This window comes from Opitutus terrae PB90-1 (genome assembly GCF_000019965.1).
Classification (GTDB): Bacteria; Verrucomicrobiota; Verrucomicrobiia; order Opitutales; family Opitutaceae; genus Opitutus; species Opitutus terrae.
This window is the reverse complement of record NC_010571.1, coordinates 685,024-701,825: the sequence shown is the minus strand read 5'-3', so window position 1 is coordinate 701,825 and position 16,802 is coordinate 685,024. Positions and strand designations below refer to the sequence as shown.

The window sequence follows — 16,802 nt, the reverse complement described above, 5'->3', positions numbered from 1 at the left end:
GAAGGGCAATGGCCACGGCAGGCTTGCGGCGATGGCGTAGTGCCTGTCAGCACGAGACCTGCGAGGGAGCCGGAAGCCGGCACGCCGCCTGCTGAACGGGCGTGATCACACTCGCGGCTCCGCCGCGACCCGTTCTTTGACTTTCCGTTCGTCCCGCGGTGTCGGGAGCGGACGGTCTCGCTTTCGGAGACGTGGTGCGAGTTTCGCGTCGTCCGACTGGGATTGCCCCAAGACGAGCCTTTGGGCTCGCGGCTCTGCCGCGGGCTCAAAACGCCCGTCCACCGGTGGCTCACGCTGGCGGCTGGCGGGCATCAACCCAGCAGCAACAGAACACCAAACTCTCCGCCTGAGCGCGGAGTTTAAAACCATGAAAGCAGTCAAAAAACTCGTCGTCTTGCTCAGCTTCGGCGCTCTTCTGCCACTCGCGGCTTCCGCGAAATCGGCGGAGGAAGCTTACGTTGAGTCGGCGTCCAAGGCACCCGGTGTGCCCGTGCCCGTCGCGGTGGTCACTCCCCGCAACATCAGCGCGGACTACGCCGGCAGCACCGTCGAACTCGCGTTCACGGTGGACACCGCCGGGACGCCCACGAGCTTGAAGGTCGTCTCGTCTCCGGACGCGATGCTCGCCAAGATCGTGATGGATGCAGTGAAGCGGTGGCGTTTCGAGCCTGCGAAGAAGAACGGATCGGCCGTGGCAACCAACGTGCTCCTGCCGGTGCGGATCTCCGACGCGAGCGCGCGGTTCGCTGCCAACTAAGAAAACAACCAGGGGCGCCCTCGTTCGCGGGGGCGCCCCTGTCAGTTTGCGTGGAGCGCACCGAGACGGCTCACGTCCACGCCAGCCAGGCGACCGTCGCCACCATCAGCACCAGCCCCAGGAAAAACAAGGCGAGTCCGTGCAGGAACGTCAGCAGCGCCACGGAGCCGGCCGCGGACCACCAAGACAGCTCATATACCCGGCGGAAGGAGAGGAGCACATACCCCAGCATCCAGCCGAAGAGAGCCCACTCGAAAATCGACTCCATCCAGTCGGGCCCGAGTGAGAAGATGTTGGCGTAGCCGAACGCCACCATGCCGACGAGGAAGGTCCAGGCGTGGAGATGCAGCGAAAAAACCAGATGCTCGATATAATTTCGCCGACGGCCGAGGAACAGCACCTTCAACCACGCCGCGTAGAGCGGGACGCCGAGGAACACGAGCGTCGGAATCCGGTGTTCGATCGCGTCCCAGATCTGCCCGAGCGTAAGTCGTCCGCCGGCCAGTTTGTCGGCGAGCCTCTTGCCCAGTCCGGACTCCACGCCGCTGAGTTGGACATGGGCATGAACGGGCGCCGCGCCGGCGGACGAGGTGGTGGCGGGCGTGCCGGCGGATTCGGCGACGGGCTCCGCGAGATTGGCCATTGCGCGGACCGCCTCGGCAAGAGCCGCCGGATCGGTGCGCACCTGGCCGACCTTCTGCTCGAGCTGTTCGACCCGTTCGGCCGTAACCGTGCCGCGCGATGCGGGACTTTTCAGCTCGCGAGCGACTTCCGTCTGCAGCGAGTCGAGCACGTCGCGGTTGTAGTGCAGCAGGTGTCCGTGGTTGAGCACCGCGGCACCGACAAAGAAGAGCACGCTGACGAAGAGATACAGCCGGAGCGGATTGACCTGCCGCTGCCGGCGGCCCGCGAGGAATTCGCGGGTGAGTCGGCCTGGATGCGCGAGGAGCCAGGCCACGGTGACGAAGAACTTCCCCTCGAAATGAAACAGGTTCTCCAGCAGATCGTGCGCGAGGTGGTGAAAAGAGCGGTGATAATCGACATCGTGCTGCCCGCAGGCGGAGCAGTACGGACCGTGGAGCGGGGTCCCGCAATTGAGGCAGGCACGTGGGTTTTGGCCGAGCTGGCTGGACACCCTCGCAGCACAACAAGCTTCAGACCAAAAGAAAAGCGCGCCGCAAGAGCTGCGGCGCGCTTGGAAGAGAACCGTGGCGACAGACTAGCCCGGAAATTTCATGAACAGGAGTAAGGCTCGGTCCGAAATTTCCGTCCGCCTGCGGCGGAGCGACCTGGTCGCCGCTAGCCCCGACAGAGTCGGCCCGGAGGGCGGATATTTCATGAATTTCATGAAATACCCGGGCTAGTTCGCCTTCTGCAGCGTGACGTCGCCGTTCATCGTCGAGACCAGGATCTCGGGACCGCCGCCGTTGAGCGTGCCGGTGACGATCTTCCCGCCGGTCATCGGCGGGAGCGGGGGCATCGGCGGAACGGGGATCGCGATGTCGCCGTCGTCGTCGTTACCCATTTCTTCGCGCGCCTCGCGCATCGCTTCGCGGGCGGCGCGGGCGGCCTCCCGGGTCGCTTCGACGCCGACGCGCACCGCGTCGCGGACGGCTGCGCTGATTTCCGCATTCATTTCAGACGTGGGCCCGCTGTTGCGGCCGCCGTCACGCTTCCTGAGCGAGGCCGTGGTGGTGACCAGCTCCTTCTCATCGAAGTCGGTGAGGATGGCGCCGTTTTGCGAACGCAGCCGGACGTTGGCCTTGGCGTCGGCGGGGACGCGCAGCCGCACCTCGCCGTTCATCGAGGTGAAAGACAGCGGCTTGTCGGCCGCCAGGGCCTTCATCGTGACGTGAATTTCGCCGTTCATGGTTTCGACCAGCGCGCCGCCGGAAATGTCGTCGAGTTTCACTTCGCCGTTGAGGCTCTTGATCTCGATGTCGCCGCCGATCTCGTGGACCTTCACGTCGCCACCCATGGCATTCGTGACGACGATCTTGGTGGTGCGCGGCACCTCGATGGTGAAGTCACCGCTGGCGCCGTGCCAGCCGCCGGAACCGTAGTTGAGCGTGACGACATTGTCCTTCTCGACGAGCGTGTAGCTGGACGAACTGCTGAGGACGCGCATGCCGTCCTTCCGGCGCTCCTGGTGCTGCTTGACGGAAGTGCGGATGGAGATCTCGGCGGCATCGGTGCCGCGAATGTCGATGTCCCCGTTGGTGACGCTGAGCTTCAACGTGCCGGGCTGGCTCGGATTGGAGAACTTGATCGTGGAGGTCTCCACCTCGTCGGCTGACGCCGCGGGGAGACCGGCGACGGCGAGGACCGCCGTGGCGAGGAGGAAGGGAAGGAGTCGGGTTGTTTTCATAAGAGGATCCGCGCAAGCGGGAGAGCGGGAGGTTTTTGAGTTTGAGCGCGATCTGCGGGGCAGGGCTCGAGGTCAGATGATCACGCAGGTCGCGTCGGGCTCGTTCGTGAAACCGGCTGTGGGTTGTGGAAATGGGAGTGGAGAGCTGAGGGTCCGGAGCTGAGAGCCAGAAACCTGGCGCCCTCCGCCACAAACGCTGAGGCGTGCGATTGCCCGTGGTTCGGCACTAGACGCCGGGCTCTGGACGCTAGGCTGCATGGCATCGGTCAGAGTTGCGCGAGGCCGCGTTTCGCTGCGTCGCGTACGGCCTTGTCGATCGTTTCGTTGCGGGCGAGCTTCTCGAGCTCGGGCGTGGCATCGCGGTCGCGAGCGGCGACGAGAAAGTCGATCATCGCCACCTGCACCAGCGGGTTCTGCTCACGTGGGAGCGAGGCGAGCACGCCGCTGCGGACAACCTGCTGGTTGGCGTGTGGGTAGAGCGCGTCGAGCGCGGAGAGCCGGACGTTGACGCTCGGATCGAGCGCCAGCGCACCGATCAAGTTGGAGATGATCTTCGGGTCGGGATTCTTCTGGTCGAGGGTCGCGAGGACGGTCTGCAGCCGTTCGCTCGTCGAGCGCTGTTGCAGGAGCGAGATGCCGACGAGCTGGTCGATCGATTCGAGCTTCGTCTTCATTTCGGCCAGCTGCTGTTTGGTGCCGTCATCGGTGCCGCCCACGCGCGTGCCGAAATGAAAACCAGCGAGTGCGATGGCGGCGACGGCGACCGGCGAGAGGATCCAGCGCCAGAGCGTCATCCGCTGCGCGTGCTGCCGGCGGACCACGGCGGCGCGGATGCTGGCGGCGGAGTTTTTTTCTTCTTCGAGCATCGCGTAGAAGTGGGTGCGAAGCCGCGGACCGGGCTTGGCGGCGGGGAGCTGGTCGAGGGCGGCGAGCGTCTGCGCGAGCGAGGAGTATTCGCGCTGGCAATCGGGGCACGAGGCGAGGTGCTCGCGAACCTCGGCCGTGGTGGCTTCGTCGAGCCGGTGGTCGAGCAGTTCGTTAAAGCGTTCCTGAGCGCGGTCGCAGTTCATGGCGCGGAAAATTGAGGGTGAGAGGGACGGGTGGTGGATCAGGCGCGATGCTCGCGCTGCAGGGAAAGGAACACGTCGCGCAGGTCCTTCAGCGCGCGATGCGCGCGGACCTTGGCGGCGCCGACGGAGCATTCGAGGATCGTGGCAACTTCGGCGAACGAGAGCTCCTGGAAGCGGCTGAGCAGGAGCACCTCGCGGGCATTGTGATCGAGCCGGCTCAGCGCGAGGTGCAGCAGCGCGTGCTCGTCATGCATCGCGGCCCGGTCGCTGGCAAGCGGCGCGGCGTCGGCGTGTTCGTTGAGGTCGGTCGGATCGGTGGCGGCGGGCGCCGCGGCGGTTTTGCGGAAATGGTCGGCGGCACAGCGGCGGGCCAGGTGATACATCCAGGCGGTGAAGCTGCCGTCGTCACGATACGTGTGACGGTATTTCAGCATTCGCTGGAAGACCGTTTGCGAAATGTCTTCGGCGGCGGTGCGGTCGCTGGTGAGCTTCACGAGGAAGCCGTAGAGCGGGCCATGATGCCGTTCGAACAATTCGCCGAGGGCGTCGAGTTCGCCATCGCGGACAGCCAGCATCAGGTCGTGGTCGGAAAGGGGGGCGGCAGCAGTTTCCACGGGGGTGTCAGACGCAGGCGAATTAACCACGCGGGGGCGCGTTTGAACATGGATTTCTGTGAGGTCGGCAATCACGGAGGATAGGCGGCACGTCGGACTGCCGGGGAGAACCGCGCCGGAGCCGGAAGGTTACAGGGAAACGAACCTCGAGCAGCGGAGATCGAGCGCGGCGCGACGCCTGGACGATCGATCGATCAAAAGACGCCACCGGCCGAAACGGCGGGACGGTTCACCGACGTTTACGAGATCCCGCGGTCCGAGCCGCCGTGGCGATGGCGTCGGAAGCGCGGCAGACCCCAAGACCGTGTCATCTGATTGGGTCTTACAGCCTCGAGTTCTGTGTTCAGCGTTGGACGTCCGGCGCCCGCTGTTCATAGTGGAACGCCATGAACCGCCGCGACTTTCTCGTTCGTTCTTCGTTGCTGGTTTCCGCGGGGCTGTTGTTCCCGCGTTCTCTGGTGCGCGCCCAAGCGCCGGTCGGATCCGCCAAAGCCGCGCCTGTGCCAGCCGCCACCGAGTTTCGCCCGCTGCGGCGCGGCGTGGGACTGTTCACCGGGCGGGGTGGCACGATCGGTTGGCTGTCCAACCAGGACGCGCTGGCGGTCGTGGACACACAGTTTCCTGACACCGCCGCGATCTGCCTGGCGGGACTGCCGGAGCGTGGCAGCCGATTGATCGATGTCGTGATCAACACGCACCACCACGGCGACCACACGGGCGGCAATGGCGTGTTCAAGGCGGCGGCGAAGACGATCGTCGCGCACCAGAATGTCCCGAAGCTGCAGATGGCCCGCGCGGAAAAGGACGGCACCGTCGACAAGCAGGTGTTTGCCGACACGACGTTTGTCGAGGCGTGGCGGCACGATCTCGGCGACGAGACGGTGACCGCACAGTATTTCGGGCCGGCGCACACGAGCGGCGACATCGTCGTGCACTTCGAGCGCGCCAATGTCGTGCACTTAGGCGACCTGATGTTCAACCGGCTCTATCCCGTCATTGACCGGCCGGGCGGCGCGAGCATTCGCGGTTGGATCCAGAGGTTGGAGGAGGTGGTGAAGACCTATCCGGCGGATGCGATTTACATCTTCGGCCACGGCAACGCGAAATTCGGCGTGACTGGTGGGCCGGCGGATCTGAACGGTTTCCGCGATTATCTGAGCGCGCTGCTCACGCACGTGGAGAAGCAGATCGCCGCGGGCCGGAGCAAGGACGAGATCGTCGCGCTCGAGAACTTCCCGGGCTTCCCGGACTACCATCAACCGCGGCCGAACCGACTTACGGCGAACCTCGGCGTCGCTTACGACGAGCTGACGGAGAAGCGCAGCTGACGCGCGCCAGCCAGGGTGATGCTACGATCGTAACATCAATCTGGCTGGGCCGGAGCGAGGTCGGAGGCGGGCGCGCTCAAACGCTCGCCAAACCCCGGCTTTTCCGCCAACGATCGGCGGCCATGAGCTTCAGCGCCGTCATCAAGTCGATCGGGTTTCTCTTGATCCTTTTCGTCATGCTCTACGTCGGCATGAACAATCCGCATCCGATCGATTTCCAGTTTCCGATCGCCGGCACGACGGCGAAGGATCCGATCCACGCGCCGGCCGCGATCATCTTCTTCGGCGTGTTCGCCGTCGGCGTGCTGGCGGGCACGCTGCTGCACACCGGCAAAGGCGGCGGCAAACGGAGCAGCAGCAAGGAAAAGTAGGCGGTCGCGGCCCACGCGGTCCGGTGGCACGGGCGTCTCGCCCGTGTGACGCGAGGTCGCGGACCTCGGTGGAGCTTTTCTCTACCGAATCGGACCACCGGGCTCATCGAGCTCGGCATCCTGCCGGCAACCGCGACCCCAACAGGAGAAGCGCTCAAGCACCGATCCCACGGGCGGGACGCCCGTGCCACGAGAGCTACTCTGATTTCGCGAGCAGCCGGATCAACCAGGTGACGCGATCGGCCGCCGCAGCGGGATTCCGGAGATCGTGCCCGGCGTCGTAGTGCGCGGCTTGTTTGCGTGGCTGCGCGGCGCCGTAGAACTCGGCCGAAGCGGCCGCGGAGACATACTCGTCGTGCGCCGCGAACTGGAAGAAGACCGGCGCCGGCGCGAGCCGGCCGACGAAGTTCACCGGATCGAGCGACGCGAGTTGCTTTCGGTAATCGTCGAGCGATTTGGGTTTTTGCGCGAACAGGAACCAGTCGATGAAGTGTGGCGTACCGGCCATGAGCACATAGGTCGTCGGACGCCGATCCACCGCGCCCATCACGGCACCATACATCGCGCCAAAGTCGTGCCCGACGTAAGCGATTCGTTTCGGATCAATCCCCGGTTGCGCGAGCAACAGGTCGAGCGCGCGGCGCAGTTCGATCACCTGCTGGATCGAGTGCGCGTAATCCTCCTCCGGAATCCGCTTCTTATACCAGTCCTCCTCGGCCCACATCGCCTCGACGAGCACCGAGACGATGCCTTGTCCGGTGAGCGCGGTCGCCTCGACGAGGAACTCGGTGCGATTTGTCGTCGCTGGCTCGCCGAGCCAGTGCACGTAAAGGATGCCCGCGAGCGAACCTCCGCCTTTTTCGGGAGCAACGATCGTGGCCGCGACCAGATCCTTGCCCGCGGCGAAAGTGACATCGCGAATCAGTGCACCAGCGCGCGTCTCCCGCATCACCTCGCGCACGTCGAGCGGGGCGGAGCGGTCGTAGTCGAACAGCGAATCCGGCGCGGCTGTCGCGGCCGCAGACTTTTCGGCGGTAGCGGCTGACGCGAGCGAAAGGCCCACAGCCGAGGCGAAAACGAAGGTGGCGAGTCGGGGGAGGGTTCGCATGAGGGGGAGTGAAATGAGGATTGCAGGCGTGTCCACTGCGCGAATGCGTCGGCTCGCGCGTGGACGTGCGAAGATCAATTATCCGAGCCGCTCGAGCACTTCGCGCGCGAGCGCGCGAAACGCCTCCGCCCCCGGCGCGCCGCTGTCGTAGAGCGCGACCGGCTTCGCCTCCATCGGCGCTTCGCTAATGGTGATGTTTTCCGGGATCACCGTTTTGAAAAAATGCAGTTTTCGGAAGCCCTTCTCGTCGGGCAGCCGCGCCATCGTCTCCTGGTGAAAATTCACGTGGCCGCGCACGCGCGAGAAGATCACGCCGAGGCAGCGGATCTTAAATTCGAGTTCCTCCTTCAGGTAGTCGAGCCGATCGAGCAACAGCGTCAGCCCGATGGACGAGAGGAAGTCCGGCTGCATCGGCACGAGGAACCAATCGCTGGCGAAGAGCGCGTTCTGCGTCGCGGTCTGCAGGTTCGGCGGACAATCGCAGAGGATGATGTCGTAGTCGTCCACGACCTTGGCGAGCTTGCGGGTGAAAATCCGTTCGCGGCCTGGACGCGCGGCGAGGTCGAGATCGAGGAACGTGAGTTTCAGATGACTCGGCACCAGATCGAGTCCGGGGATCTCCGGCACGACCGAGGGCACGATGCACTGGCGCAGCTTCGAGTGGTCGTCGTCGCGTTTGCGCTGGGCGTCCAGCTCGAAGACGTCGGCCATGGTGCCGTTTTCCGCGGCCCATTTTTCCCAGGCCTTTTCCGGCATGAGACTGAGTGAGGCGTTGGTTTGCGGATCGAGATCGACGAGCAGCACGCGCAGGGCGTGATCACGGGCCAGATGCGCGGCGAGGTTGACAGCGACGGTGGTTTTGCCGACGCCGCCCTTCATATTCACGAGCGAAATGACGGTGGCTCTGGGCATGGGTGGGGTGGGCTGAGCCGCTAGTGTGTCGCGATTCGGCGTCGGAGCAAATGCGTTTGCGCGCGCGGACGCGGTTCGGCAGATCGTGGCACGGGCATCTTGCCCAAGGCGGGCTTGAGCGCGGTACACGCGTTGTCGTTCACGGCGGGACGCCCGTGCCACATGCTGACGCCTCAGCGATGCAGGCTGATCACGTAGCGTGCGAGACCAACGACGTCACCGTCCGGCAGATATTCGTGTCCGGCCATCGGCAAGCCGGGCACGCCAAATTTGATGATCCGGCTCACCACGGTCTCGAGCGGTGCGTCGTGCGCTGGGTGTCGCCATGGGTCGGTCGTCCAGTTGGGCGGCCGGACGCTCAGCTGGTGCGCCAATGGGCCGTCGCCCTGGCCCTGCGGCCCGTGGCACTGCACGCAGAGACGGGCGAAAAGTTTCCCCGCTTCGTCGGGCGGGAGCACCTGGCGCGTGTCGGGCTGCCACGCGGCGATCTGCTGCCGGCGCTCGGCAACCGCATCGCCACCGAGCGACTCCAGGTAGGCGACCAGCGCGTCGCCGCGGTCATCGCCGGCCGTGAAAAGGTGCGCGTAGCTTGGCATCCGCGAGCCGGGTGAGACCGCCTGCGGATGCATCAGGTGCAGCCGGTTCCACTCCGGCGTGCGGCGGCTACCCACCTGCGAGAGATCGGGGCCCTGCCGGCGGGTGCCGAAGAGCGGCGGCTGATCGGCTTTCGCCTCCGCGAGCGGTCGCGCGGGACCCCAGAGCGCCACGTCTGCGGCGAGCCGCGGCCGGATATATTGCGAGTGGCAGTGGATGCAGCCTTCCGCGATGTAAACCTCGCGACCGAGCGTGACGAGTGGCTCGGGCTGGTCTGCGCGCACTGCGGGCAGCGCGGTCAGCACCAGCGCGGCGATCGCGCCGAGCCGAAGCGTATAGCGACGCCATGTCAGCGCCGTGGCCACCACCGCGACGGCAGCGACGACGAAGGCGACCGGAATTCGGTGCAGATCCTGCGCCATGCCGATGCCGAAGGCCGAGCCGAGCCAGCCGGCGACGGCAAACACCAGCGCGGCGAGAAACGGCCGACCGCTGCGAGCGGGATATTCGACCAGCACGGTCGAGTAGAGCGAAACGCCGGCGGTGTAGCACCACACGGCGACCGCGTCGCCGGGCAGCACGCCGCTCAGGATCAATCCGGCGAGTCCCAGCGAGATCATCGCGACCGTGGAGACCGTGCCGCGTCGCTGGCAATCAAGCAGCGCGCCTGCGCCGACCGCGGCGAGCAGATGAACCCCGGCGTTGGCCCACAGCGTCGCGTCGCCTTGCCACGTGATCGCGCGCAACTGCGTCGAATGCTGGACCACGTAGAAGGCTGCTGAGTCGAGCCACACGAGCGCGAGCAGCACGAGGACCCAGCGCAGTGCGGGCAGCCCGGAATATTCGGCATCGCTCACCGCCGGCTGCGTCGCGGCGGACAGCCAGCGCGGCAGAAAGGATGCGAGCGCGGCTGCGCTCGCGGCGAGGAGCGTCTGCGTGCTTGGCGCCGCGCGAAAGATCACCGGCACATTGCACAGCGCGTAGGCGAGTCCGGTCCCGAGGCCCACGCACCAGCCGAGCCGCGTCGGGCCCGCGGCGGACTGGAGCGACGATGCGAGCGCGACCGTCAGCCAACCGAGGGACACTCCGGTCAACGCTGCGGCCAAAAAGAGGAGAAAGGCGCCATGCGCGAACCACGCGACGACCGCACCGACGGCGCAGGCACGAAGCGTCCACGCGAGCTGCTGCGGTGCGCGTTCGGATCGAAATCGCGCTGCACCGAAAAGCGCACCGAAAATCCCGCCGCTGCCGAGCACCAGCATCAGCGGCCGCAGCCGGTCGGGAGCGGCCATCGCCGCGGTGGCGAGCTCGAGGAACGCGAATTCAGCAAAGATGAGAAAATAGAAATAGGTCGCCGCGATCGTGCCGCACGCCGCGAGCCACGAGCGCCATCCCGGTTGGCCCGGATTTGGTGCAGTCGGATTCATGTGTCCTGAGCGGGCGCGGCCGCCGTAGCAGACGCCTCCCTCGCGCGCGCGAGCTGCATCAACCACAACACGGACGCCGTGGTCATCGCCAGGCCCGCGGCGAGCCGCGTACCCAGCAACCCCTGCGTCCACGGCTCACTGCGGAACAGTTCCGCGAGATGACCGATCTCGCCATAGCCGAGCACCCACATCGCGAGCACGTAAATCGCACAGCCCGCTTGCCACAGCCAGAACGTGCTGCGCGGCGCCCGCCGGCCGGTGAGCACGACGAGGAGGATGCCGTTGAGATTGGTGAGGAATCCCGCCATCGCCAGATGCGCGTGTCCCACCAGCGCGTGCGTGAACTTCAGTGCTTCGGAAACGTGCGGGAGAAACGAGATCCAACCCGTGGCCACGAGCACGGCCCACCACGCCACCGCCGCGAGCAGCCACGGCCGCGCCGCACTCGGCCAGTGGTGCCGCCACCAGAACATCGGCAGCAGCGGAATCCAGGCGAGCAGCGTGGCGAGCGCGATGATCTGCGCCGGCACGTGATGCGAAATGTTGCCATGATCGATCACGGCGAACACGAGCCACGAAGCGAGCAGGGCACCGATGATCCGTCGAACCGGCCGTGTTCGCGGTAGGCCGAGAAACGCGGGCAGCGCGAAGCAGATCGTCACAATGCCGAGGGTGGAGCCGAGCACGGCCGCACCGGTGGCGCCGCCGCTGTCCGGATTGATCGGGTGGTAGACGTTGCGGCCGGCGGACCAGAAGATCACGCCGGGCACGACGGCCAGCGCGAGGAGCACGACGACGCGCAGCAGACGAGCGCTGCGCGGGAGCTCCGGCCAGCGCCGCCGCGTGTGCGCGGCGAGCAGTCCCCAAAGGAAGATCATGGCCAGCGGGAGCAGTGGCCGTGCCCAGCCATGCCAGTCGAGAAACAGTTTGCCGCTGCTGACACCGGCGAGCCACGAGAGTCCGCCGAGCGCGAGCGCAGCCGACCACGCCGCGAGTGCGAGCTGCGCATGCCGTCGAGCGCGCGGATGCTGCGGATCGAAAAACAGCGCGAGCAAGGCGCCGACGGTCGGCAGCGCGCACCAGCCGTAGAGCTGCCAGTTCATGTGCAGCGGCGTCCAGCGGCCGAAGGTGAGTGGCGCGAGCACGTTGCCGACCTCGGGCCACAGCAGGCTGACGGCGAGCCATAGCCCGACGAGGTTTGCGGCGACCAGCCAGCCGAGGCTGTAGAGCGCGACGGTGCGGCCAAACGGCCGCGCGGCGACGGGTGCGATCGGGCTCATGCGGCGATCTCGTCCAACCGTCCATCGCGCACGCGCAGAATCCGCTGGCACGCTTCGGCGAACCGGCGCTCGTGCGTGGCGAGGACAACGGCGATGCGGTCACGCTCTGCGAGCTGCTTGAGTAGCGCGAACACGGTGGCGCCGGTGCTCTCGTCGAGCGAGCCGGTCGGTTCGTCGGCCAGTAGCAGTGCGGGCCGGTTGATCAAGGCACGGCAGATCGCCGTGCGCTGCCGTTCGCCGCCGGAAAGGTCTTGGATCCGATGGGTAAGCCGGTGTGCGATACCGACGAGTTCGGTGAGCTCGCGAATCCGCGCCGTGGTCGCGTGGCGCGGAGCGCCGGTCGCCAGCGCGGGGACCCGCAGATTCTCCTCCACGGTCAGATCCGGGATCAGATTGTGGAGCTGAAACACGAAACCGAGGTGGTGACGGCGAAGCGTAACGCGGTTTGCCTCGTGACGCGGATCGAGACCGCACACACGCAGCTCGCCGCGGTCCGGGGCGTCCAGTCCACCGAGCAGATGAAGCAGCGTGCTTTTCCCCGAGCCGGAGGCGCCCCACAACGCGACGAGATCGCCCGCGCGGACCACGAGATTGATCTCCCGCAGTACGGGGATCCGGCCGCGATCGTAGCTCTTCCACACGCCGGTGGCCTCGGCGAGCACAGGGTTCGACTCATTCATAGCGCAACGCCTCCGCGGGTTCGATGCGCGACGCGAACCGCGCCGGATAAACGGCGCCCGCCGCCGCCGTGACGAAAGCCGTGGCCACGATGCCGAGCAGCACGACCGGCTGGACGACCGCCTGCACGTAGCCTTGGAACTGCGGCACCTGCTCCAGCGCGAAGAGCAGCGTGTAGCCGAGTGCCAGCCCGATCACGACGCCGGCCGCGGCGATGGCGGCCGCTTCGCCAAAGATCAACCATGCGACCTGCCGCCGCGAGAATCCACACACGCGCAGCACGGCGATTTCGCGAATCCGCGTGAACACCGAAAGCAGCATGGTGTTCGCGACGCCGAGTCCGCCGAGGCAGAAGGCGCAGATGCCGACCGCCCAGGCGGTGAAATTGAGAATCTTGAAGCTGTTGTAGCTCGAGTTGAACTCGCGGTTTTCGAGTGCGATCACACCGGGCTCGGCGGCTTCGAGCGCGCGCTTGAACACGGCGCCGGTGCTCTGGTCGCGCAGCTTCACCGTGACCACCGAGGCGGCGTCACCGCGGTGAAAGAACTCCTGTGCAGCTTTGAGCGGAAGGAAGACGCCACCGTCCTCGAAGCCATTTTCGGTTTTGAAGATTCCCGCCACGCGAAACGAACCGCGACCAATCGCGAGCGTCTGGCCGGCGCTCGCGCCGAGGAATTCGGCGGCGCGTGAGCCGAGATAGATCTCGCCGTCGTGCAGGCCGAAGTCTGCGGCGCGGCCGGCGCGCCACTCGGCTTTCGCGAGCCGCGGATCGGTCGCCTCGATGCCGAAGCAGGTGATGACGGGATGGTCGGGTGCGGACACGATGCCGAACAGCACGGGATGCGCGGACTCGACTTCGGGCCGCGCCCGAATCGCGGCGATCTGATCGCGAGTGACGGAGCTGAAGAACAGGTCCGAGACGTTGCGCTCGAAAACGAGGTAATGGCTGTCGCTCGAGAGGATGCGTTGAAACATCCCGATCGCGCCGGTAACGATGGCGAGGATCGTGAGCATGGCGGCGACGCCGAACGCGATGCCGGCCGTGCCGATCAGCGCGCGCCAGCGATGCCGGCGCAGATTCGTGCCCGCGAGCGAGAGCACCTGCAGGCGTCCGCCCGCCTGATGCCGTGGCGCGTCGCTCATGCGGCGACCGTCTCCGCTTCGACGGGTCGCGCGAGCAATGCAGACGCCGTGTCGTGAAACTGCCGGAGGTAGTCCCAACGGCTGCTGCAGGCATTCAGTTGGTGCAGCGTCCGGCGGATTTGCGTATCGAGTCGTGCGAGTCGGTGTCGTGCCGCGGGCACGCCGAGCGCCAGCGCGAGATTCGGGCGCGCCATCAATTGGTCGCGTTGCGTGGTCTTGCCGGCGGCGACGCTGGTGAGCAGCACGTCGCGCAGATCATCCGCCGCCTGGAACTGCAGGCCCCAGTAAACGCAGAGCGCGCGCAGCCAGCGTCGTTCTACCCCGGAAGCGGGCGCGGCGAGCGCCGGCAGGAGCACCGTCAGCTCGAAGAGCGCACCGGTTTTCGCGGCGGCGATCTTTGCCACGGTGCGGCTGGAGCGGTCGGTGCGCGCGAAGGCGAGATCCCACGCCTGGCCGCCGACGAGGCCGGCGTGGCCGAGCGCACGGTGAAGGCACGTCACCGCCGCACGCCGCACGGTGCGCGGCGCACGGAGAAACGCCTCGCCGGCGAGCGCGTAGGCCCGGTTTATCAACGCGAGCGCCGCGAGGATCGCGGTCGCGTCGCCGTGACGCCGATGCACACAGGGCTGGCCGCGGCGGGTCTCCGCGTTGTCCATGCACGGCAGATCGTCGAGCACCAGCGAGGCGACGTGAAAGAACTCGATCGCGCAGGCGAGTTGTTCGGCGGCGGCGGCGGACCAACCGTGCTGTTCCGCGCCGATCAGCACCAGCTGCGCCCGGACCAGCTTGCCAGGATGGGAGGCGAGCTGGCGCAGCGCGGCCCGCAGCGAGGGTTCGGCGTGGGCGTGGGTCGGCAGATGCCGATCGAGCGCGTCGAGCAGCCTGGCTCGCAGCGCGGGAAGCGCGACAAGTCTCATGACTGCGGCTGGCCTTGCAGATGAAACTGGACGCGCACCACCGGATCGACCTTGAGCACGGCGAACATCCGGATGATCGGCAGCCCGAAGTTGCGCGTGTCGAGCGGTGCGTCGCCGTCGATGACATAGACCGAACCCTGTCGCGCGATCGTGAGCGGAAATCGGACTTCGCGCGTCACGCCGTGCAGCGTGAGCTGGCCCGTGGCGCTGAACGCGTCGGTGCCGGCGGGCTCGAGCGAACTGAGGACGAACGTGCCATCGGGAAACGTGTCGGACTGCTGCCATTTGTGCATGGCGTCGTTGCGCTTCGCCTTGCCGGTTTCGAGGTCGCGAAAATGAAACGCGAGCCGGGCGGTGGTGACCTTGCCGGCATCGTCGACGGTGACGATCGGATCGAAGTGCGTGAGCTGGCCGGTGAAGGAGTCCACGGTCGCGTGGACGGCGACGTTGACGTGGGATTGAGCGGAATCGAAGACGAGAGGCTTGTCCGCGGCCTGGGCCGGAAGAACGAGGCCCAACCCGAGTAGGAAACAGGAGAGTAAGCGCGCCAGCATAGTCTTCACGGTCGCATGCGGAGATGAACGGGCGGTGAACCTTGAATGAATTGGCTTTCATTTTCCGCCGAACCGCGGCGCTCTCCACCGGAAAAGTGTAACAGGTCCTACAGATTTCCGGCGGCCGAGGGGCGGTGGCGCGGGGGAATGGACGGACGAGCGGGGGGGGAGCCCATGGCGGGCCACGCAGGGCGCCTGGCGTGCCTTGCGCGATGACATGAGAATGCCACGCGGCACCGTTCAGCAAAAGAGCAGTCGCACGGGGTGGCGGCAGACCTCCTCGAACCGCTCGTAGCCCGGGTTTGTCACAGACGACGGGCCTCGGCCGGAGAGAGCGGGGCGCGACCGGCGAGACTCCGGCGAGCCCACGCGAGATGTTTGCTCCGGCGCGAAACCGGCGGAATATTGCACCGCTGCCGCGGGGCTCAGCTGCGTACGGGCGCGAAGACCTGGATCAGGTCCGTCGGGGGTTGGTACCGGTTGGTGCGGCCGCCGATCACGAAGATTTGGTCGTTCGCGACGACGGCGGCGGTGTGGCGTGAGGCCTTATATTGCAGCGTGAAGGTCTCCGAGGTTTTCCGGTTCAGATCGTAGGCGATCAGCTCGCCGGGATTGTCATAATCGCCGAACAGGAAGAGCTGGTGACCGAAGAATACGAGCGAGTGGGCGCTGGTAGGGCGCGTCAGCGGGGCGATCTCCGTCCAGTGGCCAGTGCGCGGATTCAACACGTCGACCGCGTCCAGAGCGAAGGGGCGCCGATAACCACCGGAGACGAGGATGAAACCGCCGCTGACCACGGCGGCCGCGGCATCGGAGCGGACATGCGGCGTGGGCGCGCCTTCAGTCCATGTGGCGCTCGCCGTGTCGAGAATGAAGACGCGATTGCTCACGATTGGGCCGGCGGCAGACAATGTGCGCCCGCCGATGACGAAAATATGGCGTCCCACCGCGGCGCAGGCAAAATTCGTACGCGGCTTGGGCAACGCTGGTCCAGCCGCAGTCGCGCCCGTGGCGAGATCGATGATTTCCACCGAGGAGAGCGGATTGCGTCCTGGGCGGGCCGGTTGTGGCGCAGAGGCATACAACAACGGCGACGAGGGAAATGGTCGGTAGGGTGTGGTGGGGCCGAACTGGACCCATTCACGTGCGGCCCAGCGGGCGCCGATCTCGTCCGTATCGGCGTCGATCGATACTGGTCCGTGAAGTGATGGGCTGGGCCAACTCGGAGATATGCCGTTGAGCGAATCGCCGCCGAGCACGTAAATCTTATCGCCGACGAGCACGGCCTGATGCCAGAGCCGCGGCGTCTGCAGCGTTGTGAACGGCTCGGACCGGCCCGTGCGCACGTCGAAGCGCTCGACGGAGGCGAGCGGCGCGTCGTTCCGGCCGCTGCCCCCGATGATATAGATGAAATTGCCGTGAGCGACGGCCGCCGGTGCGAACCGCGGTTCCAGCATCCGGAGTTCGGCCACCTTCTGCAGCGGCACGTTCGCGGGAACACTCAGCTGAGGCAGCTGCAGCGCCGGGGAGGCTAGTTTTTTCTCGGTCGTGAGCGCGCGCGCGGCAAACGGCGCGAGCATGAGCAAGCCAAGCGAGACGGGAAGGATCGATCTCATGGGGTGACCCGCTGGGGGTGCGCAGTGAGACGGCCAACCTGAATGGGCTGTTACGCCCGAGCAAA

General features: G+C 66.4%; 17 protein-coding genes. 4 read left to right on the top strand and 13 right to left on the bottom strand.

Annotated elements, in window-relative coordinates; genetic code table 11:
• Positions 1-367: 367 nt before the first annotated feature.
• Complete coding sequence (locus tag OTER_RS02930) at positions 368-757, top strand: energy transducer TonB (protein ID WP_012373411.1); 390 nt, start codon at positions 368-370, stop codon at positions 755-757.
• Between the two features lie 70 nt (positions 758-827).
• Here the strand turns inward: OTER_RS02930 and OTER_RS02925 are convergent, their stop codons facing one another.
• On the bottom strand, positions 828-1,748 hold the full coding sequence (locus tag OTER_RS02925; protein WP_272940902.1) for a DUF3667 domain-containing protein: 921 nt from the start codon (positions 1,746-1,748) through the stop codon (positions 828-830).
• On the opposite strand from OTER_RS02925, the gene OTER_RS26080 reads away from it, so the two are divergent.
• Positions 1,740-2,006: a hypothetical protein gene (locus OTER_RS26080; RefSeq protein WP_158305344.1), complete on the top strand. Its 267-nt coding sequence runs from the start codon at positions 1,740-1,742 to the stop codon at positions 2,004-2,006. The genes OTER_RS02925 and OTER_RS26080 overlap by 9 nt on opposite strands.
• 111 nt (positions 2,007-2,117) lie before the next feature.
• On the opposite strand, the gene OTER_RS02920 is transcribed toward OTER_RS26080, so the two are convergent.
• The 3 genes from OTER_RS02920 to OTER_RS02910 form a co-directional block, all read right to left on the bottom strand.
• Positions 2,118-3,125 (bottom strand): DUF4097 family beta strand repeat-containing protein, encoded by a 1,008-nt coding sequence (locus tag OTER_RS02920; RefSeq protein WP_012373409.1) that lies wholly within the window; start codon positions 3,123-3,125, stop codon positions 2,118-2,120.
• A gap of 266 nt (positions 3,126-3,391) precedes the next feature.
• Positions 3,392-4,195 carry a zf-HC2 domain-containing protein gene (locus OTER_RS02915; RefSeq protein WP_012373408.1) on the bottom strand — a complete coding sequence of 268 codons (804 nt, stop codon included), beginning with the start codon at positions 4,193-4,195 and terminating at the stop codon, positions 3,392-3,394.
• 38 nt (positions 4,196-4,233) lie between these two features.
• Positions 4,234-4,809, bottom strand: a complete 576-nt coding sequence (locus OTER_RS02910; protein ID WP_148217983.1) for an RNA polymerase sigma factor — start codon at positions 4,807-4,809, stop codon at positions 4,234-4,236.
• 386 nt (positions 4,810-5,195) lie between these two features.
• Between OTER_RS02910 and OTER_RS02905 the strand changes: the two genes are divergently transcribed.
• Together OTER_RS02905 and OTER_RS02900 are read left to right on the top strand one after the other, a co-directional pair.
• Entirely contained in the window at positions 5,196-6,137 is a 942-nt protein-coding gene (locus tag OTER_RS02905; protein ID WP_012373406.1) for an MBL fold metallo-hydrolase, read from the top strand.
• Between the two features lie 122 nt (positions 6,138-6,259).
• Positions 6,260-6,508 carry a hypothetical protein gene (locus tag OTER_RS02900; RefSeq protein WP_012373405.1) on the top strand — a complete coding sequence of 83 codons (249 nt, stop codon included), beginning with the start codon at positions 6,260-6,262 and terminating at the stop codon, positions 6,506-6,508.
• A gap of 196 nt (positions 6,509-6,704) precedes the next feature.
• Here OTER_RS02900 and OTER_RS02895 read toward each other — a convergent pair whose 3' ends face one another.
• The 9 genes from OTER_RS02895 to OTER_RS02850 form a co-directional block, all read right to left on the bottom strand.
• Entirely contained in the window at positions 6,705-7,616 is a 912-nt protein-coding gene (locus OTER_RS02895; RefSeq protein WP_012373404.1) for an alpha/beta hydrolase family protein, read from the bottom strand.
• 78 nt (positions 7,617-7,694) lie between these two features.
• Positions 7,695-8,528 (bottom strand): ParA family protein, encoded by an 834-nt coding sequence (locus tag OTER_RS02890; protein ID WP_012373403.1) that lies wholly within the window; start codon positions 8,526-8,528, stop codon positions 7,695-7,697.
• Between the two features lie 173 nt (positions 8,529-8,701).
• On the bottom strand, positions 8,702-10,549 hold the full coding sequence (locus OTER_RS23560) for a cbb3-type cytochrome c oxidase subunit II (RefSeq protein WP_012373402.1): 1,848 nt from the start codon (positions 10,547-10,549) through the stop codon (positions 8,702-8,704).
• Entirely contained in the window at positions 10,546-11,829 is a 1,284-nt protein-coding gene (locus OTER_RS02880) for a hypothetical protein (RefSeq protein WP_012373401.1), read from the bottom strand. Before OTER_RS02880 ends, OTER_RS23560 begins: the two co-directional genes overlap by 4 nt.
• Entirely contained in the window at positions 11,826-12,509 is a 684-nt protein-coding gene (locus tag OTER_RS02870; RefSeq protein WP_012373400.1) for an ABC transporter ATP-binding protein, read from the bottom strand. Before OTER_RS02870 ends, OTER_RS02880 begins: the two co-directional genes overlap by 4 nt.
• Positions 12,502-13,650, bottom strand: coding sequence for an ABC transporter permease (locus OTER_RS02865; RefSeq protein WP_012373399.1), 1,149 nt, complete (start codon positions 13,648-13,650; stop codon positions 12,502-12,504). The genes OTER_RS02870 and OTER_RS02865 overlap by 8 nt, the downstream gene beginning before the upstream one ends.
• Entirely contained in the window at positions 13,647-14,567 is a 921-nt protein-coding gene (locus tag OTER_RS02860; protein WP_012373398.1) for a polyprenyl synthetase family protein, read from the bottom strand. Before OTER_RS02860 ends, OTER_RS02865 begins: the two co-directional genes overlap by 4 nt.
• A complete protein-coding gene (locus OTER_RS23555; protein WP_052300275.1) occupies positions 14,564-15,085 on the bottom strand; it encodes a YceI family protein in 522 nt (173 codons plus the stop codon). Before OTER_RS23555 ends, OTER_RS02860 begins: the two co-directional genes overlap by 4 nt.
• A gap of 461 nt (positions 15,086-15,546) precedes the next feature.
• On the bottom strand, positions 15,547-16,737 hold the full coding sequence (locus OTER_RS02850; RefSeq protein ID WP_012373396.1) for a Kelch repeat-containing protein: 1,191 nt from the start codon (positions 16,735-16,737) through the stop codon (positions 15,547-15,549).
• Positions 16,738-16,802 lie beyond the last annotated feature (65 nt).